Origin of the sequence: Arthrobacter sp. H-02-3, from assembly GCF_003097355.1 — a bacterium.
GTDB lineage: Bacteria > Actinomycetota > Actinomycetes > Actinomycetales > Micrococcaceae > Arthrobacter > Arthrobacter humicola.
In genome coordinates this window covers 317310-343364 of sequence record NZ_PYUI01000001.1, presented here as the reverse complement: position 1 = coordinate 343364, position 26055 = coordinate 317310, and the positions used below count along the sequence as shown (strand labels likewise).

Here is a 26055-nt window from a genome sequence, read left to right as displayed (position 1 = left end):
GGGATGGTGTGCAGGTGCCTATTCCCTGGCTTGCCCCGCTGGCATAGGCTCGTGACCAGCCCCACATCCGTCATTGGCAGTAAGAAAGAGGTTGTACACCGTGGTTCAAACCTTGCAGAACTTCATCAACGGCGAGTTTGTCACCCCCGCCGGCACAGGGATGATGCCCATCGTGAACCCCACCAACGGAGACGTCGTGGCACAGTCGCCGATCTCGGTGCAGGCCGACGTCGACGCCGCCATGGCGGCTGCCAAGAACGCCTTCAAGACCTGGAAGCACACCACGCCCGGGCAGCGCCAGCTTATGCTGCTCAAGCTCGCGGATGCCGTCGAGGCCAACAGCGACGAAATCGTTGAGGCCCAGCACCGCAACACCGGCCAGGTCCGCTCCCTGATCGCCTCGGAGGAAGTCGCCGCCGGCGCCGACCAGCTGCGCTTCTTCGCCGGTGCGGCCCGCATCATGGAAGGCAAGTCCGCCGGCGAGTACTTCGAAGGCCACACCTCCTACGTACGGCGGGAACCGATCGGCGTCGTGGCCCAGGTCGCCCCGTGGAACTACCCGTTCCTCATGGGCATCTGGAAGATCGGCCCCGCCCTGGCCGCCGGCAACACCGTGGTTCTCAAGCCCTCGGACACCACCCCGGAATCCACCCTGGTCCTGGCCCGGCTTGCCGGCGAGATCTTCCCGGCCGGCGTGCTGAACGTGGTCTTGGGCACCGGCGAGACCGGCGCCCTGATGGTGGAGCACAAGGTCCCCGGCCTGGTCTCCATCACCGGCTCCGTCCGCGCCGGCATCGCCGTCGCGTCGGGCGCCGCCAAGGGACTTAAGCGGGCCCACCTGGAACTCGGCGGGAAGGCCCCTGCGGTCGTTTTCGCCGACGCCGACATCAAGAAGAGCGCCGCCGCCATCGCCGAGTTCGCCTTCTTCAACGCCGGCCAGGACTGCACCGCCATCGCCCGCGTCCTGGTCCAGGACTCCGCCTACGACGACCTCGTGGCAGCCCTCGTGGAACACACGAAGACCCTGCGCACCGGCTCGCAGAACGACGAAGACAACTACTTCGGCCCGCTGAACAACGTCAACCACTTCAACACGGTCAAGGCCCTGGTGGAGTCCCTGCCGGAAAACTGCAAAATCGAGACCGGCGGCCATCAGGCGGGGGACAAGGGCTTCTTCTTCGAGCCCACCATCGTCACCGGCGCCAAGCAGAGCGACGACATCGTGCAGAAGGAAGCCTTTGGTCCCGTCATCACGGTGCAGAAGTTCAGCACCGAGGACGAGGCCGTGGAACTGGCGAACGACGTCGACTACGCCCTGGCATCCAGCGTCTGGACCTCGAACCACGGCACGGCCATGCGCCTGAGCCGCGACCTCGATTTCGGCGCCGTCTGGATCAACACCCACATCCTCCTTACCGCCGAAATGCCGCACGGCGGCTTCAAGCAGTCCGGCTACGGCAAGGACCTGTCCATGTACGGCGTCGAGGACTACACCCGCATCAAGCACGTCATGAGTGCGCTCGACGCATAACGCAGATGCATAACGCTGTCTCATAACGCAGTGGCATAACTCAACCTGACGCATAACTCGCGCGCTTCACCGCACGCTTAGAAAGGCTTTCCCATGACCACCACCGCACATGACATCACCTACCGGCTTGAGCAGAAGCGCCGCGTCCAGGCCGACTTCCCGGGCCCCAAGTCCGTTGCCCTGACCGAGCGCCGCAAGGCGGTCGTCGCCGCCGGCGTCGCGTCCAGCGTTCCGGTGTTCGTGGCCGACGCCGACGGCGGCATCATCCATGACGTCGACGGCAACTCCTTCATCGACCTCGGCTCCGGCATTGCTGTGACGAGCGTCGGCGCCTCGGACCCCGCCGTCGTCGGCGCCGTGAAGGAAGCCGTGGAGCACTTCACCCACACGTGCTTCATGGTCACGCCCTACGAAGGCTACGTGGCCGTTGCCGAGCAGCTGAACCGCCTCACCCCGGGCGACCACGAGAAGCGCACCGTGCTCTTCAATTCCGGTGCCGAGGCTGTCGAGAACGCCATCAAGGTGGCCCGTCTGGCGACCGGCCGGGACGCCGTCGTCGCCTTTGACCACGCCTACCACGGCCGCACCAACCTGACCATGGCGCTGACCGCCAAGGCCATGCCGTACAAGACCAACTTCGGCCCGTTTGCGCCCGAGGTCTACCGCATGCCGATGAGCTACCCGTTCCGCGAGGAAAACCCGGAGATCACCGGTGCCGAGGCCGCCAAGCGCGCCATCACCATGATCGAGAAGCAGATCGGCGGCGACCAGGTGGCCGCCATCATCATCGAACCCATCCAGGGCGAGGGCGGCTTCATTGTCCCGGCCGAGGGTTTCCTGCCGGCGCTGGCCGCGTGGGCCAAGGACAAGGGCATCGTCTTCGTCGCCGACGAGGTCCAGTCCGGCTTCTGCCGCACCGGCGAATGGTTCGCCGTGAACCACGAAGGTGTTGTCCCGGACATCCTGACCATGGCCAAGGGCATCGCCGGCGGCATGCCGCTCTCCGCCATCACCGGCCGCGCGGACCTCCTCGACGCCGTCCACCCTGGCGGCCTCGGCGGCACCTACGGCGGCAACCCGGTCGCGTGCGCCGCCGCTCTGGCATCCATCGGCTCGATGGAGCAGTACAACCTCAACGCCCGCGCCAAGCACATCGAGGAGATCGCCCTCGGCAAGCTGCGTGAACTGGCGAGCGAGCAGCCCGTGATCGGCGATGTCCGCGGCCGCGGCGCCATGCTGGCGATCGAGCTCGTCCAGGCCGGTTCCAAGGAACCGAACCCGGAGCTGACCAAGGCCGTCGCCGCGGCCTGCCTCAAGGAGGGTGTCATCATCCTCACCTGCGGCACCTACGGCAACGTCATCCGGCTGCTGCCTCCGCTGGTGATCAGCGACGAGTTGCTGCTGGACGGCCTCGAGGTCCTGGCCGCGGCCATCAAGGCCAACGCCTGAGCCGCTAGCGAACAAGCTGCCGGGAAGGCAATCCTTTCCCGGAGACCGGTCTAGCCGGAAAAACGGAAGAGCCGCGGACACATCATCCGCGGCTCTTCCGCTGTTTAAGCTCCGACTTCCCGTTCACTACTTCCAGGCGGTCGCGTCCAGCTGGATCGCCACGACATACAGGTGCTGGCCCTGCTCGATCTTCTCCACCTCGTAAACGCGTACCTTCGTCTCCGGGACTGTGGACATGGGCCGGCCTACGCCGATCCCGTACGTCAGCACGCCCTCGAAGTCCCCGGCCGGCGCGTAGCTCGTGAGTGCCTTGTAACCGATCGACGGCGCCGGGGCGCTCGTCACCGTGCTGGCCTTGCCGTCCGCGGTGTGCGCCTGGGCGCCGTGGAACGTCACCTCAAGGATGGTTCCCGTTCCCGGCATGTCGATCGGCTGACCGCTGCCGTCGGCGACGAGCTCGGGGACCACCTCGACGTCGTAGCTGGGGAAGCCGCCGTTGAACCGGAAGCTCAGCTGGTCATAGGGCGGGGTGTCGGAGGGGTGCTGGCCCGCGCCAATGGCGTACAGCGTGGGTAGCGGGGCCGCCGGCGGAGGCGCGATTGGCACGGGGTTCTCGTGGTCCGTGTGGAACGGGGTGCCGGACTTTGGCACCGACCAGTCGTGGGTGATCGTGGACGAGATCACCTTGTCGCCGGGTTGCGGGGGTGCCGTTTCATCAGCATCACCGGTCGCCGACGGGCTCGCCGTCGCGGTGGGCGAAGGCGACGGAGGCTGGCTGCTGGCCGACGGCTGCGGCGCGGGCGGGGTGCAGGCGGTGAGGACCAGTAGGAGCGTCAAAGCTCCCAGCCCGGCAGTCCGCGGCCGGCACCTGCGGTTGCTGATGACGTTCATGATGGTCTCCCCTCGACCATCCCAGCGTAGGCACAGAAGATTGTGCAGCTCAGGGCCATAAGTCACCACCGTTTCTTAGGTCCCTGGACTAGAGTCGTTCCTACCACTGCAGGAACGCAGACCGGCCGACGACGCCCGGAACCCCCGGGGCGCAGCTGGCGTCTGCCACAGACCCATAAGGGGTTCATACATGCGATACGTAGTCGGTTATACACCCACTGAACGCGGCGCGGACGCCGTTGCGCTGGCTGCGGCCATGGCCCGGGCCCAGGGAGCGCATCTTGACCTTGTCTATGTGGTGGACCGGCACACGCCCTATGCGGCCGTGAAACCGGAAGGAAGCCGCGCCAGCACCGCGGAGCAGCAGATGCATTCGGCGGAACGCGAGGGTATGGCTCTGGTCCCGGAAGGGCTGGAGGCGCATTTTCACGTCCGCCAGGCGGACTCGTTCGCCGCGGGACTCATCGACGCGGCCCTCGAGTACCGGGCCGGCCTGATCGTCGTCGGCGCCGCCAGCAACGGCCTCTTCAAGCGGCACACCATAGGCAGCGTGGCCAACGCGCTCCTGCACGCCGCCCCGGTTCCGGTGGCACTGGCGCCGCGCGGTTACCGCCGGACCGAACCCATCACGCGCCTGACCCTCGCCGTGGGCCAGCGCCCCGGGGCAGAAGCGGCGATCGACGTCGCAATCGAATCCGCCGAGCGCCGCGGCGTCCCGCTCCGGCTGGTCTCCCTGGTGGAACTGGACGTCGACGAGGAGGGCGGGGAAAACGTCAACGCCGCCCACATCCATGCCAATACCGTGCTCGCCGCCGCCGCGCACCGCCTGCCGGAGGGCCACCACGTCAGTGTGGAGGTCGCTCACGGCCGCACGATCGAGGAAGCGATCGACGACCTGGAATGGGACGACGGCGAGGTCATGATCGTGGGATCCTCCCGTCTGGCGGAGAAATACAAACTCTTCATCGGCAGTACCGCCAACAAGGTGCTGCGCGCCCTCCCGGTGCCGATGGTGGTTGTGCCGCGCGACTACCAGCGGGTGGATACCTTCCCGGAGGTCTAAGTCCCGGAGGCCTAATTCCCGGAGGTTTGGGGCCGCGGGGCCAGGACCGCCCAGTACGCCGGAATCCTGCCGGGCGGTCCGCCGGTCTCCATCGGCACCGTTGCCAGGACACCGGGACCTTCCGCGATGAGGGTCCAGTGCCGTTCGGGGAACGCCCGCGAGCGTTGCCTGGGGCCGAAATGGCCCGGTTTCGGCAGGGCAGAAATTGCCTGGCGCAGCGGTCCCGGGATCCGCTCGCCCGTGGCGCCCAGGCCCCGGAGATAGCTCAGCGCCCCGCCCGGGACATTTGTCTCCACCAGGTAGATCCGTCCCTGGGTGCCGAGGAGCGCTTGGATGGAGTCCGCAAGGCGTGCCTTGCGTCGCCGGCTAAGGACGTGGAAGACGCCGCGGACAAAGACATTGACGTCGCCGAGTTCGTGCGCGAGCGCGGCCGCGGCGGCCGGCCGGGTGGCATCGAGGCTCCGGAAGCTGAGGCCCAGGACGTGCGCATGGGCGGACTGCGCCGCGGCCACGGCCGCAGGCGAGACATCGACGCCCAGCGCGGAGGGGAAGACCTCGACGAGCCGGCATGAGAGGGCTCCGTTCCCGCAGCCGAGATCGACCACCGGAAGGCTGGTGTCCATCAGGGCGGCCATGGCCTGCAGATGCTGCCTCACTTCGTCGTCGTCGCCGGCGGTCGAAGTATCCCAGATGATCGGTTCCGTAAGCACTCCCTGCGACACTCCGCGCCAGAACTCATCCCAGCGCCGGTCCGGGCGCCGGGGCCGGTGCAGGGACAGGGCCACCACCCGGGCCACCATCCGGAGCGTATCCGCCGCCTTGTGCGTGCCTGTGTTTTTCGTGGCTGTCTTCGGCGTACTTGTGTTTTTCGTGGCCCCGGCATCAGCTCCGCTCATGCGGCTGCACCGTCCCTGTGCGCCAGCAGGTCCGTCATGTCCGCAACGGGCAGGGGCCGGCTGAAGAAATATCCCTGGCCGAATTCACAGTCCAGGTGCCGCAGCCGGTCCGCTTGCTCCCGGTCCTCGATACCCTCGGCCACGGCACCCAGGCCGGCGGAATGGATCAGCTGCAAGATGGCCGCGACGAATGTCTCCTGCTGCCGGTCCGTGGTCAGCCCGTCCAGGAGGGACTTGTCGATCTTCGCCTGCGAGGCAGGGAGGGTGCGCAGGTAGCTGATGGAGGAATAGCCCGTACCGAAGTCGTCGATCTCGATCCGGACGCCAAGGTCATTGAGCGACTGCATGGTGGCTGCCACTTCCGGACCGCCGCGCATGATCGCGGTCTCGGTGATTTCAATCGAGATGTGGCGCGGTTCGACGCCGTGCCGGACCAGCAGGTCTTCGACATACGGTGCCAGATCGACATGGTGCAGGTCCGCCGGTGAGAGATTGATATGGGTGCTGAAGTCCGCCGGAAGCCCCGGATCGGACTTCCAGCGCCCGGTTTGCGCGATGGCGTTCCGGAGCACCCAGTGGCCGATTTCCACCGTGAGCCCGGCCTCGTCAGCGGCGTCGAGGAACGTATCCGGCGCCAGCAGACCCAGGTCCGGGTGGCGCCACCGGATCAGGGCCTCCGTCCCGGCAATCGTCCCCGTGCGCAGATCCATGATGGGCTGGTATTCCAGCTCGAGCTCGTCCGTTGCCAGCGCCGTCCGGAGCTCGGCCACCAGATGAACCTGCTGCTTGGCGGCCTCGTGCATGGCCGCGGAAAACACCAGGAGGGTGTCCCGGCCGCGCTTCTTGGCCTCATGCATGGCGATGTTGGCATCGCGGATGAGCTCCTCGCTGCGCAGCCCGGGTTCGCCCAGCCGCACCCCGGTTCCGGCCGTCAGGGCGACCGCGACGCCGCCGGCAACGATTCTGTCCTTCAGCGATTCGCTAAGGCGGGACGCGATCTCCAGCACGGCGTCCGGTTCCTGGTCCACCACGAGCACGGCGAACTCATCGCCGCTGAGGCGTGCGATCAAGTGACGGGCCCCGGCCGCGGCGCCCAGCCGCAGGGCTGCCTCCCGCAGGACGGCGTCCCCGGCCGCGTGGCCAAGGCTGTCATTGATGAGCCGGAAGGAGTCGAGGTCCAGCAGGATGAGCGCGGGCTGGGGGCCCCTGCCGGCTCCGGTGACGGCCTCGGCCACTTTTTCCTGCAGCAGCGAGCGGCTGGCCAGCCCCGTCAACTCGTCAGTGTTGATGACGCGCCGGAGTTCGGCTTTGGCCGCTTCCAGGAGCGCGGTCCGCTCGGCGACCCGGACTTCCATGTCTTCGTACATGCTTTGAAGCTCTTCAGCGAGCAGGTTGATGCCGGTCGTGACGGCGTCGATGCCGTCCCTTGCCGGTGAGACCTCCAGACGGTTTGAGAGATCGCCCGAGGACAGCACGACGATGCCGTCTACGAGTTCCTCGAGGCGGCGGTCGTCATCACGCCCCGTCATGGCCCTGCGACATCAGCCAGCGGACCGCCTCATCGCGGTCGGTGAAAAAGCGCGTGGGGACCGGGGCCGAATTGACGCCCAGGAAGAAGTTGGCGAGAACCCGGTCAACGGCGGACGCGCCCAGCAGCGCGATGGCCGACGCGTCACAGCGTTTGGCGAACACGGCCCGCGCGGCCCGGCTGACGGATTCCGTGGTGGCCATGTCGATCAGCAGCGGCGTGGGCCGGCCGTCGCACATGGCATTGACCCGATCCATGGCGAGTTGGGCATTCGGGGCGTCAATGACGATGCCCCGGGCCCACTCGAGGCGCAGGATACCGCTGCTGTCGAAGCCCAGGGACGAGATATCCCGGCCGCCCGGAGTCTCAAGATCGTTTTCTGGCACCAGCAATCCTTAATTCCGCCCCAACGTGTCCTTCATGATGACACTAACGCACGGCGGCCCTGGTGCGCAGACGGCTAACCCGCCGGGGCAGTCCTGCTAGGCGGCGGCGCGGGCCCGTTTCCGGATCATGGAGTTCTTCCCGGCCGCCAGCAGCATGTCCACCGTCAGCACGAGCAGTGCCAGCCACACGACGCCGAAGCCAATCCAGCGGTCCAAAGTCATGGGTTCCTTGAACACCACAAGCGCCACAATGAACTGCAGCACGGGTGCGAAGTACTGCAACAAGCCGATGGTGGTCATGGGCAGCCGGCGGGCAGAGGCCCCGAAGAACAGCAGCGGCACGGCGGTGATGACACCCGATGCGACCAGCAGCCAGAAGTGCCCGGCGCCGTTGGACGCCAGCGTGGCCGCACCGCTGACCGCGAGCACAACCATGGTGGCCGCAGCCGGCGGGGCCAGCACGATCGTCTCCACGGTGAGACTGGTGATCGCGTCCGCCCGCGGGCCGACACGCTTCTTGACGAAGCCGTACAGGCCAAAGCTCAGCGCGAGCGTCAGGGCGATCCAGGGGAGCTTGCCGTAGGAGACTGTCAGCACGCCCACCGCGATAAAACCGATGCCGACGGCGGCCCACTGCAGCGGCCGCAGCTTTTCCTTCAGGACAAAGACCCCCAGCAGCACCGAGACCAGCGGGTTGATGAAGTAGCCCAGGGAGGCCTCGACGGCCTGGCCGGTGGTCACGCCGTAGGTGTAGGTCAGCCAGTTCACCGCGATCAGAGCCGCGGCGATGGACAGCGGGCCGATCACCGTGCGGTTCCGGAACGCAGCAGCCAGCACCCGCCAGGAGCGCGTGACGGTGATCAGCAGGACGCAGAACACGAGGGACCAGACCACCCGGTTGGCGACGATTTCGATCGCGCCGGCAGGCTGGAGCGCATAGAAGTACAGGGGCAGCAGTCCCCACAGCCCGTACGCGCCGATCCCGAACAGGATCCCCGGCGTCGTTTCCTTATCTACCGGCGCGAGTCCGGCCGGCGGCTGCGGCGCCGGACGCCCTGCAGGGGCTGGGACGCGCGGGTCGGTCGGCGGGGCGGGGGAGAAGGATCGTTCGGGCTTAGGCACAAGACCAATAACACCACCTGCACGGCGCCTATTCCTACCAACCGGGCCACAGGCCGCCCGGCGACATTTAGAATAGGGGCCTGTGCGCTGTATGTACTGGCGCTGTCTCTAAGACTCAGAAGGGCTCCCGGTGTCCAACTCGGCCGAATCCACATCCACTCGTCCCCTCCGCGTCGCCATTGTCGGCGCGGGTCCGGCCGGCGTCTACGCCGCGGACATCCTGACGAAGTCCAATGAGGTCAAAGACGGCGACGTCGAGGTCAGCATCGATCTCTTCGAGGCATACCCGGCGCCATACGGCCTGATCCGCTACGGGGTGGCTCCTGACCATCCCCGGATCAAAGGCATCGTCAACGCCCTGCACAAAGTCCTGGACCGCGGCGACATCCGGTTCCTTGGCAACGTCACCTACGGCCGGGACCTGACGCTGCATGACTTCCGCGCCTTCTACGACGCCGTCATCTTCTCCACGGGAGCCATCAAAGACGCCGAGCTGGACATTCCCGGGATCGGGCTCGAGGGTTCCTTCGGCGGGGCCGACTTCGTCTCCTGGTACGACGGCCACCCGGACGTTCCTCGGGACTGGCCGCTGGAGGCGAAGGAGATCGCCGTGATCGGCAACGGCAACGTGGCCCTGGACGTGGCCCGCATGCTGGTCAAGCACGCCGATGAACTCCTGGTCACCGAAATCCCGGACAACGTCTACCGGGCCCTCAAGGACTCGCCGGTCACCGACGTCCATGTCTTCGGCCGCCGCGGGCCGGCCCAGGTGAAGTTCACCCCGCTGGAGCTGCGCGAACTCAGCCACGCCAAGGACGTGGACATTGTGCTGTATCCGGAGGACTTCGAGTTCGACGAAGCCTCGGATGAGGCCATCCGCAGCAACAACCAGATCCGGACCATGGTCAACACCCTGACCAACTGGCTCGTCGAGGACCACGCCGAAGCCGAGGAACCGTCCTCGCGACGGCTGCACCTGCACTTCCTGCACAGCCCGGTCGAGATCCATGACGACGCCGCGAATCCCGGCAAAGTAGCCGGCATCAAGTTCGAACGCATGCAGCTCGACGGCACCGGGAACGTCAAGGGCACCGGAGAATTCCTCGACTACCCGGTCCAGGCGGTCTACCGGGCAATCGGCTACCACGGTTCGCCGCTGGATGAGCTGGAGTACGATGCCCGCCGCGGCGTTGTCCCCAATGAGGGCGGCCGTGTCCTCGACGCCGAGGGGAAGCCGGTCCCCGGGATCTACGCCACCGGCTGGATCAAGCGCGGACCCGTCGGGCTGATCGGCCACACCAAGGGTGACGCGTTGGAGACCATCGGCTACCTGCTGGAGGACCGGCTCACCTTGCCGCCGGCGCAGAACCCGGACCCGCAGGCCATCATCGATCTGCTGCAGGAACGCGGCATCCAGTACACGACCTGGGAAGGGTGGATCAAGCTCGATGCCCACGAACTCGCCCTCGGTGCGGAGTGGTCGGCTGCGGAGAACGCCAACGGGATTGAGCGGGAGCGCATCAAGGTAGTTCCGCGCGAGGAGATGATTGAGATTTCCCGCGACTAGCCTGTCCCGTCAGCGGCGCCCGGACGTAGAATTTCACGCACAAGGACTGCGCGGCGGACGCTGTACCGCCGTGCTGCCAACCCCGTGCTGTAACCGACGTGGGGTGACGTGTGACGTGACCCCCGTGCTGTGTTTCCCTGCTGCGATTCCCCTTCGGGAGGTGCCGTGGACGAACAACTCCGGTGGATGGATGCCACGGAGCAGGCCGACCTGGTCCGCTCCGGCCAGATCAGTGCCGCCGAACTCCTCGCCGAGGCCCGGGACCGCATCAGGGAACTCAACCCGGTGGTGAATGCCGTGATCGCCGGGCTGGACACCGACGCCACCCCGGCAAACGGCAGCACCCCCACCGACGACGTTCCCTTTGCCGGGGTGCCGTTCCTGGTCAAGGACCTCGCGCTGGAAATAGCCGGGACGCCGTTCTCCGAAGGCTCACGCTGGCTCGCCGGAAACGTCTCCGGCCACAGCCAGGAACTCGCGCGGCGCTTCCGCCAGGCGGGAGTGGCCATCATCGGCAAGACCAATACGTGCGAGTTCGGACTGAGCCCGCACTGCGAACCGGTCCTGCACGGGGCAACCCGCAACCCCTGGGACCTGTCCCGCTCCACGAGCGGATCCAGCGGCGGGTCGGCGGCCGCCGTTGCAGCCGGGATCGTCCCGATGGCCCATGGCAACGACCTCGGCGGGTCGCTCCGGTATCCCGCGGCGTGGTGCGGGCTGCTCGGCCTGAAACCGACCCGGGGACGGGTGCCGCTGGGCCCGGAATACGGTGATGTCGTCGGCGGCCTCGCCGCCGAATTCGCCCTGACCCGCACAGTCCGCGACGCCGCAGCGCTGCTGGACGCCGTGGCCGGTCCGGCGTCCGGGGACCCCTACCTGGCGCCCCCACGGCCACGCCCTTATGCGGCCGAGGCCGTGACACCGCCGGGACAGCTCAGGATCGCGGCCACGGCCACTCCCAATCGCGGCCAGACAGTCCATCCTGACTACCTGCGGGCCTTCGACGCCGCCGTGCGCTTGCTGAGCGACCTGGGCCACGACGTCCAGGAAGCGCACCCCGAACCCCTGGACCGGGCGGGGCACCACGCCATCCGGGCCGTATACGCCGCCGCAGCCGCCTGGATCGAGGGCTACTGGACTCGGCGGCTGGGCCGGGGGCCCGAACCGGGGGAGGTGGAACCGTATACCGAGGTCCTGTTCGGGCGCGGCCGGAAGGTCAGCGCCGGGGATTACCTGCAGGGCGTGGAGGAGTTGCAACGCTTCAGCCGCCGGGTTGCAGGCTTCTTCCAAACCTACGATCTGTGGCTGACGCCGACGGTCGGCTGGCCGCCGCTGCCCCTCGGCACGCTGACGGCGACGGCGGAGGACCCCGTCCGCGGGGAACGGGAGGCCGGCCGCTTCCTGATGTTCGACGGCGAATACGCCAACATCACAGGTAACCCGGCCATGTCCGTGCCGCTGGGCACCGATTCTGCCGGGCTTCCCGTCGGGATGTCCTTCCTCGCCGGCTTCGGCGCCGAAGCGACCCTCTTCCGGCTGGCCGCCCAGCTGGAGCAGGCCAGCCCCTGGGCCGGGCGACGGCCTGCACTCAAGCAATCCACGTGAAGGAGACCCGCCATGTATCTGGGCACCATGTATCTGGGAATGTACAGCTTCCGCGGCGACCCGGCGGAGCTTCTCGCAGGCCACGACCGCTTGCTGGCCCTCCTGCCCGCCGGCCAGTTGGAGCTGCATCTGTGCGTGCAGACGGAGGACGGCATCGCCGTTCTGGACACGTGCCCGAGCCGGGAGGTCTTTGACCGTTTCAGCGGCGGCAGGGAATTCCAGGAGCTGATAGCGGCCGCCGGGCTGCCACGCCCCGAGATCCAGCACGTGGGCGAGATCAAGAGCTACGTCCTGCCGCCGGGAGCCGGCGCCTGAGCCCGCCCGGGCCCACAGGTGGAGCAATGCGGTGCATTTCCAAACTCCCCGCACGGAACTAGACTGGGCCGGACGAGGCGGCCTCCGGCACGCCGTCGAGCCCGTCCGGTGGGAGTTCAATGAGGAATCTGGTCCATCCGGCAGCGCTGCTACCGCCAGCAGGCGGGGTCACCGCAGCGCTGCGGCAGAAGCATGCCAGCGCCGGGCACGAGGAACTGGATTCCCGGGGTCTCGTCTTTCCGGAGGACCTGCACCTGCCCGGGCTCAGCAGCCTGATCCAGGAGTCGTGGCGGCGTTCGGCGGAACTGCACGCCAACCCGGACAACCCCGAGGCCCCTCTGGCCATGGACCGCGAAGAACTTGAGGAATACCGCCGCCAGCACCCCCTGGCCGCCATCATGCCTGTGATCCATAAGCTTTTGGTCCTGCCAAGCCATGACAGCGGGATGCTGGTGGCCGTGGGGGACGAGGTCGGCCGGCTGCTGTGGGTCGAAGGCGACGCCGCCCTGCAGCGCCGGGCCGAAGGCATGATGTTCGTCCCCGGGGCCGACTGGTCCGAGGCGACGGTGGGCACCAGCGCCCCGGGCACCGCGCTGGCCCTGGGCCGGGGCATCCAGATCTCCGGCGCGGAGCACTATAAGCGTTCGGTCCATCCCTGGAGCTGCACGGCCGTGCCGTTCCACGACCCGGATTCCGGCGCACTGCTGGGGGTTGTGGACATCACCGGCACGGAGTCGGCCGTGGCCCCGCACACCCTGTCCCTCGTCGAGGCGACGGTCGCCGCTGCCCAGGCGCATCTGCGGGTGGAACGGCTCCAGCTGGCCGCCGCACGCCAGTCCTCGCCCTCCCGGCGGAGAAGCCCGGCCGCGCCGAAAACGGCCGGGGCATCGGCCGCCGGCAGCCTGTACCGGAACAGCCTCCAGTTGCTTGGCCGGGATCAGGCCCTGCTCAGCATTGACGGCCGCACCGTGTCCCTGTCCGCCCGGCACAGTGAGATCCTGGCCCTGCTCAGCACCCACCCCGAAGGGCTGAACGCCGAGGAGCTGTGCGCCCTCCTGTACCCCGGGGAGGCCTCCACCATGACGCTGCGCGCGGAGATGGTACGGCTGCGCAAAGTCCTGCAGCAGCTCAATCCCGAGGCCGTCCCGGCGTCACGCCCGTACCGCTTGCCGGTCGACCTCGTGCCGGACTCCGGGCAGGTGTTGAGCTGCCTGCAACGCGGCGCTCACCGGATAGCGCTGGAAATCTACCGCGGCGCCGTACTGCCGCGCTCGGAGGCGCCCGGCATCGTGGAGTTGCGGGCCAGGGTTTCCGCGCTGATGCGCGAGGCCCTGCTGACGGACGGCAGTGCCGAGTCATTGCTGAAGTACGCCGAACTGCCCGAGGCAAAGGACGACGTCGACGTCCGGACCGCCGCGCTGAAGCTGCTGGCACCGCGCTCGCCCAAGCGTGCCGCCGTCGTCGCCGATCTGGAACGGCTGGACCGGGAACTGAGCGCCTGAACCGCCACGGCCCGGGGCATCCGGACCGTGACCGGGCTCACATCGTTGCAACCTGACTGCAACCTTCGCGCCCCTAGGCTGAGGTCAACGGGGGCCGGCAGCGCCTTGCTGCCCCCTCTCTTGCACAGCAAAGGAGCTAGCAATGACTGTTTACGCCCAGCCCGGTACCGAGGGCTCGAAGGTCACCTTCAAGGACCGCTACGAGAACTGGATCGGCGGCGAGTGGGTTGCCCCGGTCAAGGGCCAGTACTTCGAGAACATTACCCCCGTGACAGGCAAGGCTTTCTGTGAGGTGGCCCGCGGCACCGCCGAGGACATTGAGCTGGCGCTGGACGCCGCGCACAAGGTTGCGCCGTCCTGGGGCAAGACCTCCGTGGCCGAGCGCGCCGCGATCCTGAACAAGATCGCGGACCGGATCGACGCGAACACCGAGATGCTCGCCGTCGCCGAATCCTGGGACAACGGCAAGCCGATCCGCGAAACCCTCAACGCGGACATTCCACTCGCCGCCGACCACTTCCGCTACTTCGCCTCGGCCGTCCGCGCCCAGGAGGGCCGGCTGTCCCAGCTCGACGACGACACCACCGCCTACCACTACCACGAGCCCCTCGGCGTCGTCGGCCAGATCATTCCCTGGAACTTCCCGATCCTCATGGCCGTCTGGAAGCTCGCCCCGGCCCTCGCCGCCGGCAACGCCGTCGTCCTGAAGCCGGCCGAGCAGACCCCGTCCTCCATCCTGGTGCTGATGGAACTGATCAGCGACCTCCTGCCGGCCGGCGTCATCAACGTGGTCAACGGCTTCGGCGTCGAAGCCGGCAAGCCCCTGGCCTCCAGCCCGCGGATCCGCAAGATCGCCTTCACCGGCGAAACGACCACCGGCCGGCTGATCAGCCAGTACGCCTCCCAGAACCTGATCCCGGTCACGCTGGAACTCGGCGGCAAGAGCCCCAACATCTTCTTCAACGACGTCGCCGACACCAACGACGCCTTCTACGACAAGGCCCTTGAAGGCTTCACGCTCTTCGCCTTCAACCAGGGCGAGGTCTGCACCTGCCCCTCCCGCGCACTTGTCCAGGAAGGCATCTACGATTCCTTCATGGCCGACGCACTGGCCCGCACGCAGAAGATCATCCAGGGCAACCCGCTGGATACCGAGACGCAGCTCGGCGCCCAGGCCTCCAATGACCAGCTCGAGAAGATCTTGTCCTACATCGACATCGGAAAGCAGGAAGGCGCCAAGGCCCTCACCGGCGGCGCCCGCGCCGAGCTCACCGGGGACCTGGCCGGCGGCTACTACGTCCAGCCGACCATCTTCGAGGGCCACAACAAGATGCGGATCTTCCAGGAGGAGATCTTCGGCCCGGTGGTGTCCGTGACGCGCTTCAGCGATTACAACGACGCTATGGGGATCGCCAACGACACCCTCTACGGCCTCGGTGCCGGCGTCTGGTCCCGCAACGGCAACGTTGCCTACCGTGCAGGCCGCGAGATCCAGGCCGGCCGCGTGTGGGTCAACAACTACCACGCCTACCCGGCCGGTGCCGCGTTCGGCGGGTACAAGTCCTCCGGCATCGGACGCGAGAACCACTCCATGATGCTGGACCACTACCAGCAGACCAAGAACCTCCTGGTCAGCTACAACGAGAACAAGCTCGGCTTCTTCTAAGCCGCACTGACCCGGGCGGGGCGGAGCGGACGTGATCCGCCCCGCCCGCACCATGTCTGGCCACCCCCGGACGGGACATATCACCCACCACCCCACGGAGTACACCAAACCCTGAATACGCCCTAAAGCTACGCCCCATATCTAGGCCCCAAAACTACGCAAGGATTTCGCCAATGACGACGACAATGCAAGCAGCGGTAGTAACTGAATTCGGCAAAGACCTCCAGATCCAGGACCTCCCCATTCCCTCCCCGGGCCGCGGTGAGGCGCTGGTCAAGGTCATCACCACCGGCGTCTGCCACACGGACCTTCATGCGGCCGAAGGCGACTGGCCGGTGAAGCCGACCCCGCCGTTCATTCCCGGCCACGAAGGCGTGGGCGAAGTCGTGGCCCTGGGCGAAGGCGTCACTGACCTGGCCGTCGGAGACCTGGTGGGCAACGCATGGCTCTGGTCCGCCTGTGGCGACTGCCAGTTCTGCCGGACGGGCTGGGAAACGCTCTGCGAGGCCCAGAAGAACGCCGGCTACAGCGTGGACGGCTCATTCGGCGAGTACATGCTGGTGGACAGCCGCTTCGCTGCCCGAATCCCCGCCGGCTCAGATCCGGTGGAAGTGGCTCCGGTGCTCTGCGCGGGCGTCACCGTCTACAAGGGCCTGAAGATGACCGAGGCCAAGCCCGGCCAGTGGGTCACCATCTCCGGGATCGGCGGACTCGGCCACATCGCTGTCCAATACGCTGTGGCCATGGGGCTGCGGGTCGCGGCGGTGGACATCGCCGACGACAAGCTCGCCCTGGCCAAGAAGCACGGTGCAGAGCTGACGGTCAATGCCCTGCACGAGGATCCCGCCGAAGTTATCCAGCGCGAAACCGGAGGATGCCATGGAGTCCTGGTCACGGCAGTGCACCCCTCAGCCTTCGGGCAGGCCATTGGGATGGCCCGGCGCGGCGGAACGATCGTGTTCAACGGGCTGCCGCCGGGCGACTTCCCGGCGCCGATCTTTGAGATTGTGCTCAAGGGGCTGACGGTCCGGGGCTCCATTGTGGGCACGAGGCAGGACCTTGAGGAGGCCCTCGACTTCTACGCCCAGGGCAAGATCCACCCAACGGTGTCCACGAGGGCGCTTTCCGAAGTGAACGCCGTTCTTGATGAGATGAAGCACGCCAAGATCGACGGCCGTGTGGTGCTGAGGTTCTGATGAAAGAAGGACGCTGATGCCGGAGACCAAGCTCGACGCCGCCGTGACCCGCCCGGGGGAGGACTTCTCCCGCGTGGCGCTCACCCCGGAGGCTGTGGGCCTGTTGCGCAAGCTGTGGGTGCAGCACGGCCCGCTGATGTTCCATCAGTCCGGCGGCTGCTGCGACGGTTCCTCACCCATGTGCTACCCGGCCGGGGAGTTCATCACAGGGGACTCGGACGTGCTGCTTGGCCTGTTCGACATTTCGGACGGAATCCAGCCCCAGCCGGTGGAATTCTGGATGTCGCGGGAGCAGTTCAACTACTGGAGCCACACGCACCTGACGGTCGACGTCGTCCCCGGCCGGGGGAGCGGTTTCTCGGTGGAGGCCCCGGAAGGCAAACGGTTCCTGATCCGCTCGGCGCTGATGGAAAACTGGCCCGTCTGAGCCGGAACGGCGGAGAGTAGAGCTCACCGCGAGAGATGTGGGCCGTGCCGGCAACACCGGCACGGCCCACATTTTCGTCTCAGTATGTGGGACAAATCTGGTCGTCCAGTGGATGGACACTACTATTAATAGGTCTGTTTCCAAACCAGTTATCGAGATTGCGGACTTTCCTATGAACCTTTTCCGGACCAAATCCATCGAGCAGTCCATGTCCGACGCCGATGAACCCGGACGCAAGTTGAAGCGCTCGCTCAGCACGTGGGACCTGATGATCATGGGGGTCGCGGTTGCCGTCGGCGCCGGGATCTTCTCGGTCGGCGCCAAGGCTGCCGCGAATTTTGCCGGCCCCGCTGTGACCATTTCCTTCGCGATTGCTGCCGTCACCTGCGCGCTCGCCATCATGTGCTACGCCGAGTTTGCCACGGCCATCCCGGTGGCCGGCTCCGCCTACGTCTTCACCTACGCGACCATGGGGGAGATCCTCGCGTGGATTATTGGCTGGAACCTGATCCTGGAACTCTTCACGGCCGGCGCCGTGATCGCGAAGTACTGGGGAATCTACCTCAGCAAGGTCTTTGCGCTCATGGGAGTCGACGTTCCGCCGTCGATCTCCGTGGGCGGCGTTGACCTCTACTGGGGTGCCTTCCTGATCGTTGCCATCTTCACTGTGCTGCTGGTCCTCGGGACCAAGCTCTCCGCCCGCGTCGGCAACATCTTCACGCTCATCAAGATCGCCGTGGTGCTCTTCGTGATCGTGGTCGGCTTCACCTACGTGAAGTTCGAGAACTACGCTCCGTTCGTGCCGGCCTCCGAGCCGACCGGCGGCACCGGAACCGCCGACGTCCTCAAACAGTCCTTCTTCGGCTTCCTCACCGGTGCGGCCCCTGCCCAGTACGGCACACTCGGCATCTTCGCCGGCGCCGCCCTGGTCTTCTTCGCCTTCATCGGCTTCGACGTCGTCGCCACCTCCGCCGAAGAGGTCAAGAACCCGCAGAAAACGCTGCCGCGCGGCATCTTCGGCGGCCTTGCGATCGTCACGGTGCTCTACATCCTGGTGTCCCTGGCCCTGACCGGCATGGTGTCCTACACCAAGCTCGCCGAGGCCAAGAACCCGACCCTTACCACCGCTTTCGAGGCCGTCGGCAACACCGACGCCGCCAAGGTCATCGCCTTCGGCTCCCTCGTGGGCCTCACCACCGTCATCATGGTGCTCCTCATGGGCCTGTCCCGCGTGGTCCTGGCCATGAGCCGCGACGGCCTGCTGCCGCGCTCCCTGTCCAAAACCAGCACCATCCGGGCGACGCCCGCCCGCCTCCAGATCATCTGCGGCGCCGCCGTGGCTATCGTCGCCGGCTTGACCAACGTGGACCTGCTCGAGGAAATGATCAACATCGGCACGCTCTCCGCCTTCGTGATGGTGAGCCTGGGCATCCTGGTCCTGCGCAAGAAGCGCCCGGACCTGAAGCCGAGCTTCCGCGTCCCGTTCGGTAAGGTGCTCCCGGTTGTCTCGGCCGTGCTGTGCCTCTACCTCATGACGAACCTCGCCGTGGAAACCTGGATCTTCTTCGCGATCTGGCTCGTGATTGGCATCGCGATCTACTTCGCCTACGGCCAGCGCCACTCCCGCCTGAACGAAAAGTTCGCGGCGGCCCGGGCCTCCGTGAATGGCCCTGCCAAGGACGACGCCGTCACCGCCGCCCCGGCAAACGAGGAAGACGCGCTCACCCGCTCCTGATCGGGAAATGCCGGTCCCGACAAATCGAAGTCGCCGGAGACCTGCGAATTCGCCGACAACTTCCGGCGAATTGGCAAGGCTCCGGCGACTTCGGCGTTGGACCGTCCGGTTCGGGAGGGTACAGCCGGCGGGCGCGGAGGACCCCGGCTCCCTAAGATGGAGACATGGCCCGCCCAGCAAGACCGGAACGCAAATCAGAACTGTTGTCGGCGATTCTCGACTACCTCATGGACAAGACGCTGGCGGAGCTGACGTTTCGAAGCCTCGCCGACGGGCTGGGTGTCAGCAGCTACGTTCTGGTGTACCACTTCGGCCACCGTGAACAGCTGATCAACGAGATCATCCGCGGCATCGAATCCCGGCTGGACAGCATCCGTGCCACCGACGTCCGGGACATCGACAGGGACGCCTGGCGGGCCTTCCTCCTGGAGTCCTGGCAGTGGACCATGGCACAGCGCAACCGGCACCTGGCCCGGCTGGAATTTGAGGCGACGGCGCAGGACGTGGTGGCGGCGGTGCCGCGCGGCACCGCCCAGGAGCACTTCCGCATGCTGCACGAGAAGTCCCGGGACTGGCTCGTCATCCAGGGGATCCGGCCAGAGTTCGCCGACACCGACGCCCGTCTCTTCACCGCCGCGTTCTATGGGCTGCAGTTCGACTTTGTCGTCAACAACCAGCCCGAGGAAGCCACCGAGGCCTTCGAGCTGATGATGCTGGTCTTCTTCAACAACCTCGACCGGCGGCTCGCCACCGACGGCCAGCACATCTGACGCTGAAGACCGGGGTCCAGGTCAGGGAGCCGCGTAACGGCCGACCCACTCCACCAGGGGACGGAGCTCCTCCCAGCGTCGGGCCACTTCCGCCACGGCCCCGGGCCCGGCAAGCCAAGCGGGCTGCCCCACGTTCTCGCCGGCCGTGAGGGACTTGTGTTTGAGCAGCTCCGCCCTGGGGTGGTCCTTGTCGAAGCCCCGCGGCACGGTCTTCAGGCTTTCGCCTTCCACGGCGAACCCTGCGGCCTCGACGTGGCGCACGATTTCCTGCAAGGCCTCTCCGCTGGCGGGGTCGTCCACGGCACCGCGAAAGCGTGCCAGCTGGGCCGGGGTGTGGGTGTGACAGCCGCCGCCGATGAGGAGGCCGTCGGCACTGAGCTGGACGTAGAAACCCACTCCCTCCGCCAGCGCTGCGAACGCTCCCTGCGCCGTCTTGTAGGGCGACTTGTCCGGCGAGAAGCGGACATCCCGGTTGGGTCGGAAGAGTTTCGCCGGGCCGAACCGGGGTTCCAGCTCGGCGAGCAGCTCGGTCAACGGCCCCTTCACCGCGGCATCGTAGACCGGCTTGTGCTCCAGCCACCAGTCCCGGTTGTTGTTCTGTTCAAGCTCGGAATAGAACCGGAAGGCGTCATCCGGAATGCCTGCAAATGCGGTCATGGCTAAATCCTAGGGATCTGCCGCGTCTCGTGGCGAGGGCCGCGAGCACCTATGTGGAAAACGGCAAAACGCCCCGCCGCGGATCTCCGGAGGATTTCCGTGGCGGGGCGTTCATGGGCTCAGCCGGTCTCAAACGGGCCTTGCTGATTAGACCTTGTTGGCGGCCTCGGCGTCGGACTCAACCTGGCCGGCACCCAGGTTGGCGCGCAGCTTGGCGCCGAACTCGGCGTCGACGTTGGTCCAGTACTGGATGGCGCGTTCCTTGATGTCGGCGTTCTTGACGCCGCCGACGGCACCCGTGACGGTGTCCAGCAGGCGGGCCTTCTCGCCGTCGTTGAACACCTCGCGGTACAGCGTGCCGGCCTGGCCGAAGTCGCTGTCCTCCGCATGCAGGGCGTGCGCGGAGAGGGTCAGCTCGCCGTCGTTCTCCCAGCCGCCACCTGCAACCGCAGGCTCCACGGCAGCGGGGCCACCGACGGAGTTCGGTGCGTAGACCGGAACAGACGGGGCGTTGAAGTGGTAACGTCCCGCGCCGTCCTGGCTGTAGTTGTTGACCTGGTTCTTGGGCTGGTTCACCGGGATCTGGGCGTGGTTGGTGCCGACGCGGTAGCGGTGTGCGTCCGCGTAGGAGAAGATGCGGGCCTGCAGCATCTTGTCCGGGGAAGCGGCGATGCCCGGGACGAAGTTCGACGGCGCAAAGGTGGCCTGCTCGATCTGCGCGAAGTAGTTCTCCGGGTTCTTGTTCAGCTCCATGGTGCCGACCTTGATCAGCGGGTAGTCCGAGTGCGGCCACACCTTGGTGAGGTCGAACGGGTTGAAGCGGTACGTCTTGGCGTCCTCGTACGGCATGACCTGGACGTGCAGGTCCCAGGAGGGGAAGTTGCCGGCGGCAATGTTCTCCTGGAGGTCGCGGATGTAGAAGTCGCCATCAGCACCGGCCAAGGCCTCGGCTTCGTCGCCGGTGATGGACTTGACGCCCTGGTTGGACTTGAAGTGGTACTTGACCCAGAAGCGCTCGCCCTCGGCGTTGATCCACTGGTAGGTGTGCGAGCCGTAGCCCTGCATTTCACGCCAGGAAGCCGGCAGGCCGCGGTCGCCCATGAGCCACGTGACCTGGTGGGCGGACTCGGGGGAGAGCGTCCAGAAGTCCCACTGCATGTCGGCGTCGCGCAGGTGGGTGCCCGGGAGGCGCTTCTGCGAGTGGATGAAGTCCGGGAACTTGATGCCGTCGCGGATGAAGAACACCGGAGTGTTGTTGCCGACGAGGTCGTAGTTGCCCTCGGTGGTGTAGAACTTCACGGCGAACCCGCGGGGGTCGCGCCAGGTGTCGGGGGAGCCTGCCTCGCCGGCAACGGAGGAGAAACGGATGAGCATGTCCGTCTCGGTGCCGGGCTGGAACAGGGCGGCCTTGGTGTACTTCGAGACGTCCTCGGAGGTCTTGAAGGTACCGAAGGCGCCGCCGCCCTTGGCGTGGACAACACGCTCCGGGACGCGCTCGCGGTTGAACTGCGCGAGCTTCTCGATCAGGTAGTGATCGGTCAGGATGATCGCACCGTCGGCGCCGACGGACTTGGAGTGGGCGTCGGAAGTGACGGGAGCGCCGGACTGTGTCGTGGACACGGCGGGCACAGAGATGTTCTCAGTCATCATTCTCCTTTGGTTGGGTTTGTTAGTTTCGTTCGGAGGGAAGTTGTTGGGTGCGCTGGCAGTCCTGGCAGATGCCCTGGTACAGCACGTCCGCGATCTGGATGGTCATCGGCTTGGCGTTCGCGTCCCAATGCGGGGTGAGGCAGGGCGCGTGGCCCACGGCGCATTCGACGTCCTCCACGCGGCCGCAACTGACGCAGACGGCGTGGTGGTGGTTGTCGCCCACCCTGGTCTCGTACAGCGCGGGGGAGTGCGGGGGTTCGAACCGGCGCAGCATGTGCAGATCGGTGAGGTCGCCCAGGACCACGTAGACGGACTGGGCGGTCAGGTCCGGCAGTTCCTGCCGGGCGGCGGCAAGGATCGCCTCCGCCGGCGAATGCGGGTGATGTTCGACGGCGGCCAGCACGGCCAGGCGCTGCTTGGTCACCCGACGGCCGTGGGCACGCAGGGCGGCCGCCCATGCGTCGTGGCTGCCCGTGGAATCCGTCATGGTCCCATTCAAGCACTTATTATGACTGCCTCACAATAAGGCAGTACTAACTACGTCCGTCCTCGTCACAAGCAGCCCCGGGCCGCCGCTAGAGTTGCCCGGTGGGGAAATTCCTGGCGGACATGACGCCGTTGCGCGAAAGTCCGGCCTTCCGCCGCCTGTGGCTTGGGTCCTCCGTCTCGGCCCTGGGCAGCCAGCTGACCGTGGTGGCCGTCAGTCTGGAGGTGTACCGGCTGACCCAGGACAGCCTCTATGTGGGCCTGCTGAGCATCTTCGCCCTCGTTCCGCTGGTGTTCGGGGGACTGCTGGGCGGCTCGATCGCCGACGCGCATGACCGCCGCACGGTCGCACTCCTGGCCTCGTCCGTGCTCTGGCTGACCACCGTCGCCCTGGCCCTGCAGGCGTGGCTGCAGCTGGGCAACGTGTGGCTGCTGTACGCGCTCGTGGCGGTGCAAAGCGGTGCCCAGGCCATCAACCAGCCGGCCCGCAGCGCCATCATCCCGGCCCTGGTCCGCAAGGAGCTGCTGCCGGCCGCCAACGCCCTGAGCATGATGAGCTTCGGCCTGACCATGACCGCCGGGCCGCTCCTGGCCGGCGTGCTCGTGGCCTGGATCGGTTTCGGCTGGACATACACAATCGACGTCGTCAGCTTCGCCTTTGCGTTCTGGGCGCTCCTGAATCTGCCGCCCATGCCGCCCGGGAAGCATGCCAGGCCGGCCGGGCTGCGTTCCGTGGTGGAGGGCTTCCGCTTCCTTGGCACCCGGCCCAACCTTCGCATGACGTTCGTGATCGACCTCGTGGCCATGATCTTTGCCCAGCCGCGAGCGCTGTTGCCTGCCATCGGCGCCCTGATGATCGGCGGCGGTGAGGCAACGGTAGGGATCCTGCTGGCCGCCATGGCCGTGGGGGCGTTCCTGGCCGGCCTGTTCTCGGGGCCGCTGGGCCGGGTTCGCCGGCAGGGTGCCGCCGTCGTGTGGTCCGTGATGGGCTGGGGTGCTTCCATCGCGGCGTTCGGCCTGGTGGTTGTCCTCGCGGGGCATACCGGCAGCGGCGGCGTGACGGTGTGGCTGCTGCCCGCCGCCTTGTGCTGCGCGCTCGCCGGCATCGCGGATTCCGTCAGCGCCGTCTTCCGCACCACCATCCTGCAGGCCTCCACACCGGACCACCTGCGCGGACGGCTGCAGGGTGTGTTCGTGGTGGTGGTGGCCGGTGGACCCCGGATCGGGGACATGCTGGCCGGCGGCGCGACTAAACTTTGGAACGAGGGATGGGTCCTGCTGTTCGGCGGCGCGCTATGCATTGCCGTGGCCTGGACGGTGGCCCACCTGCAGTCGGGATTCCTGCGCTACGACGCGCGGAACCCGGTGCCGTAGCGGTTCGTTTTCCTTGGTAGGTCTGTGAACTGCAGGTCAGTGAAATACGGGTCATCAGGAGGACCAGTGCATCAGCATCACAACGGACTGAAGACCGCGGCCCTTTTCGGGGTCCTGTGGGCGGTGCTGTTGGGTCTGGGCGCCTTCATCGCGGCCGGGACGCGCAGTGCCGCGCCGATCTGGATCATGGCGCTGGTCGGCATCGGGACCACGGCCTATGGGTACTGGAACAGCGACAAGCTGGCCATTCGTGCCATGCAGGCGTATCCCGTCACGGAGGCCGAGGCGCCCCAGCTCTACCAGATCGTCCGGGAGCTGTCCGGCCGGGCCAACCAGCCGATGCCGCGCATCTATGTCTCGCCCACCATGGCGCCGAATGCCTTCGCCACCGGCCGGAACCCGCAGAACGCCGCCGTCTGCTGTACCGAGGGCATCATGCGGCTGCTGGACGCCCGCGAACTGCGCGGCGTCCTGGGCCATGAACTGATGCATGTCTACAACCGGGACATCCTGACGGCGTCGGTGGCCGCCGCCGTCGCCGGCGTCATCACGTCGGTGGCGCAGATGATGCTGCTGTTCGGCGGCGGGGACCGTCGCAACGCGAACCCGTTTGCCGCGATCGCCATGGCATTGCTGGCCCCGTTCGCTGCCTCCCTGATCCAGATGGCCATCTCCCGAACGCGTGAGTACGACGCCGACGAGGACGGATCGTCGCTGACCGGCGATCCGCTGGCGCTCGCCTCCGCCCTGCGCAAGATCGAACAGGGCGTGCAACTTGCGCCGTTGCCGCAGGACCAGAAGCTGGTGAACGCCTCGCACATGATGATCGCCAACCCGTTCCGCGGCGCAGGCGTGGCCAAGATGTTCTCCACCCACCCGCCGATGGCGGAGCGGATCGACCGGCTCGAACGGATGGCCGGCCGCCCGCTCAGCTGACGCTAGGTGCGGTCTGGCGACGCGCGGATACGTTCGCGACACGCAAAAGAGCTGGCGATACCGGAGTTCCGGTATCGCCAGCTCTTTTGCGCGTCCTGAGGAAAATTGCGCCGGGGGACGGGCCTAGCTGCGGAAGTTCACAAACTGCAGGTCAGCCTCGTCGAAGCCTTTCAGCAAGTTCATGGTTTCCTGGAGATCGTCGCGGGACTTGGACGTCACCCGGAGCTCGTCGCCCTGGATCTGCGACTTGACGGACTTGGGGGCCTCGTCGCGGATCAGCTTGTTGATCTTCTTGGCGAGGTCCTGGGCAATGCCCTCCTTGATGGAGGCCTCGAGCCGGAATTCCTTGCCGGAGGCGTAGGGCTCGCCGGTGTCGAGGGACTTCAGCGAGATGCCGCGGCGGATGAGCTTTGACTGCAGCACGTCGAGCACTGCCAGCACCCGCTCCTCGGAGTTCGCCTTCATGAGGATCTTCTCGCCGCTGAAATCGACTTCGGCGCCGACGCCCTTGAAGTCGTAGCGCTGGGCGATTTCCTTCTGCGCCTGGTTCAGCGCGTTGGCGACTTCCTGCTTGTCTACCTTGCTGACGACGTCGAACGTGGATTCGCCTGCCATGACTGTCCTCCTGATGGTTGCCGGGTGCCTGGTGAAAGGCCGGGATGTCTGCATTCCAGCCTAATACGGATACCCCCGATCCGGAGGCCTGCCGGCCGGGGCTACGTTTCACAGTCCGCTCATAGCTAACGCATTGCGGGAACGAAGCCGGGCTGAGCAGAGTTGCAAGGGTTGGAACCGACGCTGAAAGGCAAAGAGCATGCACCACAAAGCCGTCCGCTACGTCACCCGCACCACCGCCGCCGCTGCCAGCACCCTGGCCACGACGGCGACGTCCGTTGCCGCAGCCGCGCTGGCGGCCTCCATTATCCTGAGCCCGGCCGCGGATGCCTCGGCCCGCCTGGACGGCGTCCACGCCGATCTGGCCCGCGCCGTTCAGCTGAACCAGGTCACTGCGGAGCAGGCGGCGCGTTTCGAGGCCCGGCTGGCCGGACGCATTCTCGGAGACGCCTGAATTTCCGGGCTTTTTGGCTCGCCAAGTCGCCGATTCGATTCTTCGGCGGAAGTTCTGTAAAGTTGTCTTGCCCGCGGGTTCTGGAAGCGGAACGGACTGGAAACAGACGTTTCGGGACGAGGAACCGCGAGTGATCTTCTTTTGAAGTTCGGCAGATTACCCGAGCGGCCAAAGGGGGCTGACTGTAAATCAGCTGGCAACGCCTACGGGGGTTCGAATCCCTCATCTGCCACC

The 26055-nt window shown here is 66.7% G+C and carries 24 protein-coding genes and 1 tRNA gene; 16 read left to right on the top strand and 9 right to left on the bottom strand.

Annotation, left to right across the window (positions count from 1 at the left end; translation table 11 throughout):
* The first annotated feature begins 100 nt into the window (after positions 1-100).
* Together C9424_RS01665 and gabT are read left to right on the top strand one after the other, a co-directional pair.
* Positions 101-1531 (top strand): gamma-aminobutyraldehyde dehydrogenase, encoded by a 1431-nt coding sequence (locus C9424_RS01665; RefSeq protein ID WP_116765343.1) that lies wholly within the window; start codon positions 101-103, stop codon positions 1529-1531.
* A gap of 93 nt (positions 1532-1624) precedes the next feature.
* Positions 1625-2980 (top strand): 4-aminobutyrate--2-oxoglutarate transaminase, encoded by a 1356-nt coding sequence (gabT, locus tag C9424_RS01660; protein ID WP_116765196.1) that lies wholly within the window; start codon positions 1625-1627, stop codon positions 2978-2980.
* Between the two features lie 126 nt (positions 2981-3106).
* Here gabT and C9424_RS01655 read toward each other — a convergent pair whose 3' ends face one another.
* On the bottom strand, positions 3107-3871 hold the full coding sequence (locus C9424_RS01655; protein ID WP_133247465.1) for an AMIN-like domain-containing (lipo)protein: 765 nt from the start codon (positions 3869-3871) through the stop codon (positions 3107-3109).
* Between the two features lie 190 nt (positions 3872-4061).
* Here C9424_RS01655 and C9424_RS01650 point away from each other — a divergent pair, with 190 nt between their 5' ends.
* Entirely contained in the window at positions 4062-4934 is an 873-nt protein-coding gene (locus C9424_RS01650) for a universal stress protein (RefSeq protein ID WP_091251298.1), read from the top strand.
* Between the two features lie 11 nt (positions 4935-4945).
* Here C9424_RS01650 and C9424_RS01645 read toward each other — a convergent pair whose 3' ends face one another.
* The 4 genes from C9424_RS01645 to rarD form a co-directional block, all read right to left on the bottom strand.
* Positions 4946-5830, bottom strand: coding sequence for a methyltransferase domain-containing protein (locus C9424_RS01645; RefSeq protein ID WP_116765194.1), 885 nt, complete (start codon positions 5828-5830; stop codon positions 4946-4948).
* Positions 5827-7359 (bottom strand): putative bifunctional diguanylate cyclase/phosphodiesterase, encoded by a 1533-nt coding sequence (locus tag C9424_RS01640; RefSeq protein WP_116765193.1) that lies wholly within the window; start codon positions 7357-7359, stop codon positions 5827-5829. The genes C9424_RS01645 and C9424_RS01640 overlap by 4 nt, the downstream gene beginning before the upstream one ends.
* Positions 7346-7750: a DUF7793 family protein gene (locus tag C9424_RS01635; protein ID WP_116765192.1), complete on the bottom strand. Its 405-nt coding sequence runs from the start codon at positions 7748-7750 to the stop codon at positions 7346-7348. The genes C9424_RS01640 and C9424_RS01635 overlap by 14 nt, the downstream gene beginning before the upstream one ends.
* Before the next feature lie 90 nt (positions 7751-7840).
* A complete protein-coding gene (gene rarD, locus C9424_RS01630; protein WP_116765191.1) occupies positions 7841-8866 on the bottom strand; it encodes an EamA family transporter RarD in 1026 nt (341 codons plus the stop codon).
* A gap of 130 nt (positions 8867-8996) precedes the next feature.
* Between rarD and C9424_RS01625 the strand changes: the two genes are divergently transcribed.
* The 9 genes from C9424_RS01625 to C9424_RS01585 all read left to right on the top strand — a co-directional run bounded on the left by C9424_RS01625 (position 8997) and on the right by C9424_RS01585 (position 19649).
* Entirely contained in the window at positions 8997-10433 is a 1437-nt protein-coding gene (locus tag C9424_RS01625; protein WP_116765190.1) for an FAD-dependent oxidoreductase, read from the top strand.
* Between the two features lie 165 nt (positions 10434-10598).
* Complete coding sequence (locus tag C9424_RS01620; protein WP_202615730.1) at positions 10599-12038, top strand: amidase; 1440 nt, start codon at positions 10599-10601, stop codon at positions 12036-12038.
* A 12-nt stretch (positions 12039-12050) separates the two neighbouring features.
* The gene (locus tag C9424_RS01615; RefSeq protein WP_116765189.1) at positions 12051-12353 is read left to right on the top strand and encodes a hypothetical protein; all 303 of its coding nucleotides are present in this window, start codon (positions 12051-12053) and stop codon (positions 12351-12353) included.
* Positions 12354-12472: 119 nt separating this feature from the next.
* Positions 12473-13855 (top strand): GAF domain-containing protein, encoded by a 1383-nt coding sequence (locus C9424_RS01610; protein WP_116765188.1) that lies wholly within the window; start codon positions 12473-12475, stop codon positions 13853-13855.
* A 142-nt stretch (positions 13856-13997) separates the two neighbouring features.
* Positions 13998-15521 (top strand): acetaldehyde dehydrogenase ExaC, encoded by a 1524-nt coding sequence (gene exaC / locus C9424_RS01605; protein WP_116765187.1) that lies wholly within the window; start codon positions 13998-14000, stop codon positions 15519-15521.
* A 173-nt stretch (positions 15522-15694) separates the two neighbouring features.
* Positions 15695-16717 (top strand): alcohol dehydrogenase AdhP, encoded by a 1023-nt coding sequence (gene adhP, locus C9424_RS01600; RefSeq protein WP_175460442.1) that lies wholly within the window; start codon positions 15695-15697, stop codon positions 16715-16717.
* 16 nt (positions 16718-16733) lie between these two features.
* On the top strand, positions 16734-17144 hold the full coding sequence (locus tag C9424_RS01595) for a DUF779 domain-containing protein (protein ID WP_091251311.1): 411 nt from the start codon (positions 16734-16736) through the stop codon (positions 17142-17144).
* Positions 17145-17316: 172 nt separating this feature from the next.
* Positions 17317-18879 carry an amino acid permease gene (locus C9424_RS01590; protein WP_116765186.1) on the top strand — a complete coding sequence of 521 codons (1563 nt, stop codon included), beginning with the start codon at positions 17317-17319 and terminating at the stop codon, positions 18877-18879.
* A 164-nt stretch (positions 18880-19043) separates the two neighbouring features.
* Positions 19044-19649: a TetR/AcrR family transcriptional regulator gene (locus C9424_RS01585; protein ID WP_091251315.1), complete on the top strand. Its 606-nt coding sequence runs from the start codon at positions 19044-19046 to the stop codon at positions 19647-19649.
* Between the two features lie 21 nt (positions 19650-19670).
* Here the strand turns inward: C9424_RS01585 and C9424_RS01580 are convergent, their stop codons facing one another.
* The 3 genes from C9424_RS01580 to C9424_RS01570 form a co-directional block, all read right to left on the bottom strand.
* Positions 19671-20306, bottom strand: a complete 636-nt coding sequence (locus tag C9424_RS01580; RefSeq protein ID WP_116765185.1) for a DUF2461 domain-containing protein — start codon at positions 20304-20306, stop codon at positions 19671-19673.
* Positions 20307-20453: 147 nt separating this feature from the next.
* Positions 20454-21935 (bottom strand): catalase, encoded by a 1482-nt coding sequence (locus C9424_RS01575; RefSeq protein WP_116765341.1) that lies wholly within the window; start codon positions 21933-21935, stop codon positions 20454-20456.
* Positions 21936-21975: 40 nt separating this feature from the next.
* Entirely contained in the window at positions 21976-22443 is a 468-nt protein-coding gene (locus C9424_RS01570; RefSeq protein ID WP_116765184.1) for a Fur family transcriptional regulator, read from the bottom strand.
* 101 nt (positions 22444-22544) lie between these two features.
* Between C9424_RS01570 and C9424_RS01565 the strand changes: the two genes are divergently transcribed.
* A complete protein-coding gene (locus C9424_RS01565; RefSeq protein ID WP_116765183.1) occupies positions 22545-23816 on the top strand; it encodes an MFS transporter in 1272 nt (423 codons plus the stop codon).
* A 66-nt stretch (positions 23817-23882) separates the two neighbouring features.
* Positions 23883-24752, top strand: a complete 870-nt coding sequence (gene htpX / locus C9424_RS01560; RefSeq protein ID WP_091255984.1) for a zinc metalloprotease HtpX — start codon at positions 23883-23885, stop codon at positions 24750-24752.
* 123 nt (positions 24753-24875) lie between these two features.
* On the opposite strand, the gene C9424_RS01555 is transcribed toward htpX, so the two are convergent.
* Positions 24876-25367, bottom strand: coding sequence for a YajQ family cyclic di-GMP-binding protein (locus C9424_RS01555; RefSeq protein ID WP_018773569.1), 492 nt, complete (start codon positions 25365-25367; stop codon positions 24876-24878).
* A gap of 199 nt (positions 25368-25566) precedes the next feature.
* Between C9424_RS01555 and C9424_RS01550 the strand changes: the two genes are divergently transcribed.
* Positions 25567-25821: a hypothetical protein gene (locus C9424_RS01550; protein ID WP_116765182.1), complete on the top strand. Its 255-nt coding sequence runs from the start codon at positions 25567-25569 to the stop codon at positions 25819-25821.
* A gap of 150 nt (positions 25822-25971) precedes the next feature.
* Positions 25972-26053, top strand: a tRNA-Tyr gene (locus C9424_RS01545).
* Positions 26054-26055: the final 2 nt, after the last annotated feature.

Coding starts and splice junctions, on each gene's coding strand:
- C9424_RS01610 (WP_116765188.1), top strand. CDS start 12,473: ATGAGGAATCTGGTCCATCCGGCAGCGCTGCTACCGCCAGCAGGCGGG.
- exaC (WP_116765187.1), top strand. CDS start 13,998: ATGACTGTTTACGCCCAGCCCGGTACCGAGGGCTCGAAGGTCACCTTC.
- C9424_RS01555 (WP_018773569.1), bottom strand. CDS start 25,367: ATGGCAGGCGAATCCACGTTCGACGTCGTCAGCAAGGTAGACAAGCAG.
- C9424_RS01550 (WP_116765182.1), top strand. CDS start 25,567: ATGCACCACAAAGCCGTCCGCTACGTCACCCGCACCACCGCCGCCGCT.
- C9424_RS01595 (WP_091251311.1), top strand. CDS start 16,734: ATGCCGGAGACCAAGCTCGACGCCGCCGTGACCCGCCCGGGGGAGGAC.
- C9424_RS01580 (WP_116765185.1), bottom strand. CDS start 20,306: ATGACCGCATTTGCAGGCATTCCGGATGACGCCTTCCGGTTCTATTCC.
- C9424_RS01645 (WP_116765194.1), bottom strand. CDS start 5,830: ATGAGCGGAGCTGATGCCGGGGCCACGAAAAACACAAGTACGCCGAAG.
- C9424_RS01650 (WP_091251298.1), top strand. CDS start 4,062: ATGCGATACGTAGTCGGTTATACACCCACTGAACGCGGCGCGGACGCC.
- gabT (WP_116765196.1), top strand. CDS start 1,625: ATGACCACCACCGCACATGACATCACCTACCGGCTTGAGCAGAAGCGC.
- C9424_RS01655 (WP_133247465.1), bottom strand. CDS start 3,871: ATGAACGTCATCAGCAACCGCAGGTGCCGGCCGCGGACTGCCGGGCTG.
- adhP (WP_175460442.1), top strand. CDS start 15,695: ATGACGACGACAATGCAAGCAGCGGTAGTAACTGAATTCGGCAAAGAC.
- C9424_RS01590 (WP_116765186.1), top strand. CDS start 17,317: ATGAACCTTTTCCGGACCAAATCCATCGAGCAGTCCATGTCCGACGCC.
- C9424_RS01585 (WP_091251315.1), top strand. CDS start 19,044: ATGGCCCGCCCAGCAAGACCGGAACGCAAATCAGAACTGTTGTCGGCG.
- C9424_RS01615 (WP_116765189.1), top strand. CDS start 12,051: ATGTATCTGGGCACCATGTATCTGGGAATGTACAGCTTCCGCGGCGAC.
- C9424_RS01640 (WP_116765193.1), bottom strand. CDS start 7,359: ATGACGGGGCGTGATGACGACCGCCGCCTCGAGGAACTCGTAGACGGC.
- C9424_RS01570 (WP_116765184.1), bottom strand. CDS start 22,443: ATGACGGATTCCACGGGCAGCCACGACGCATGGGCGGCCGCCCTGCGT.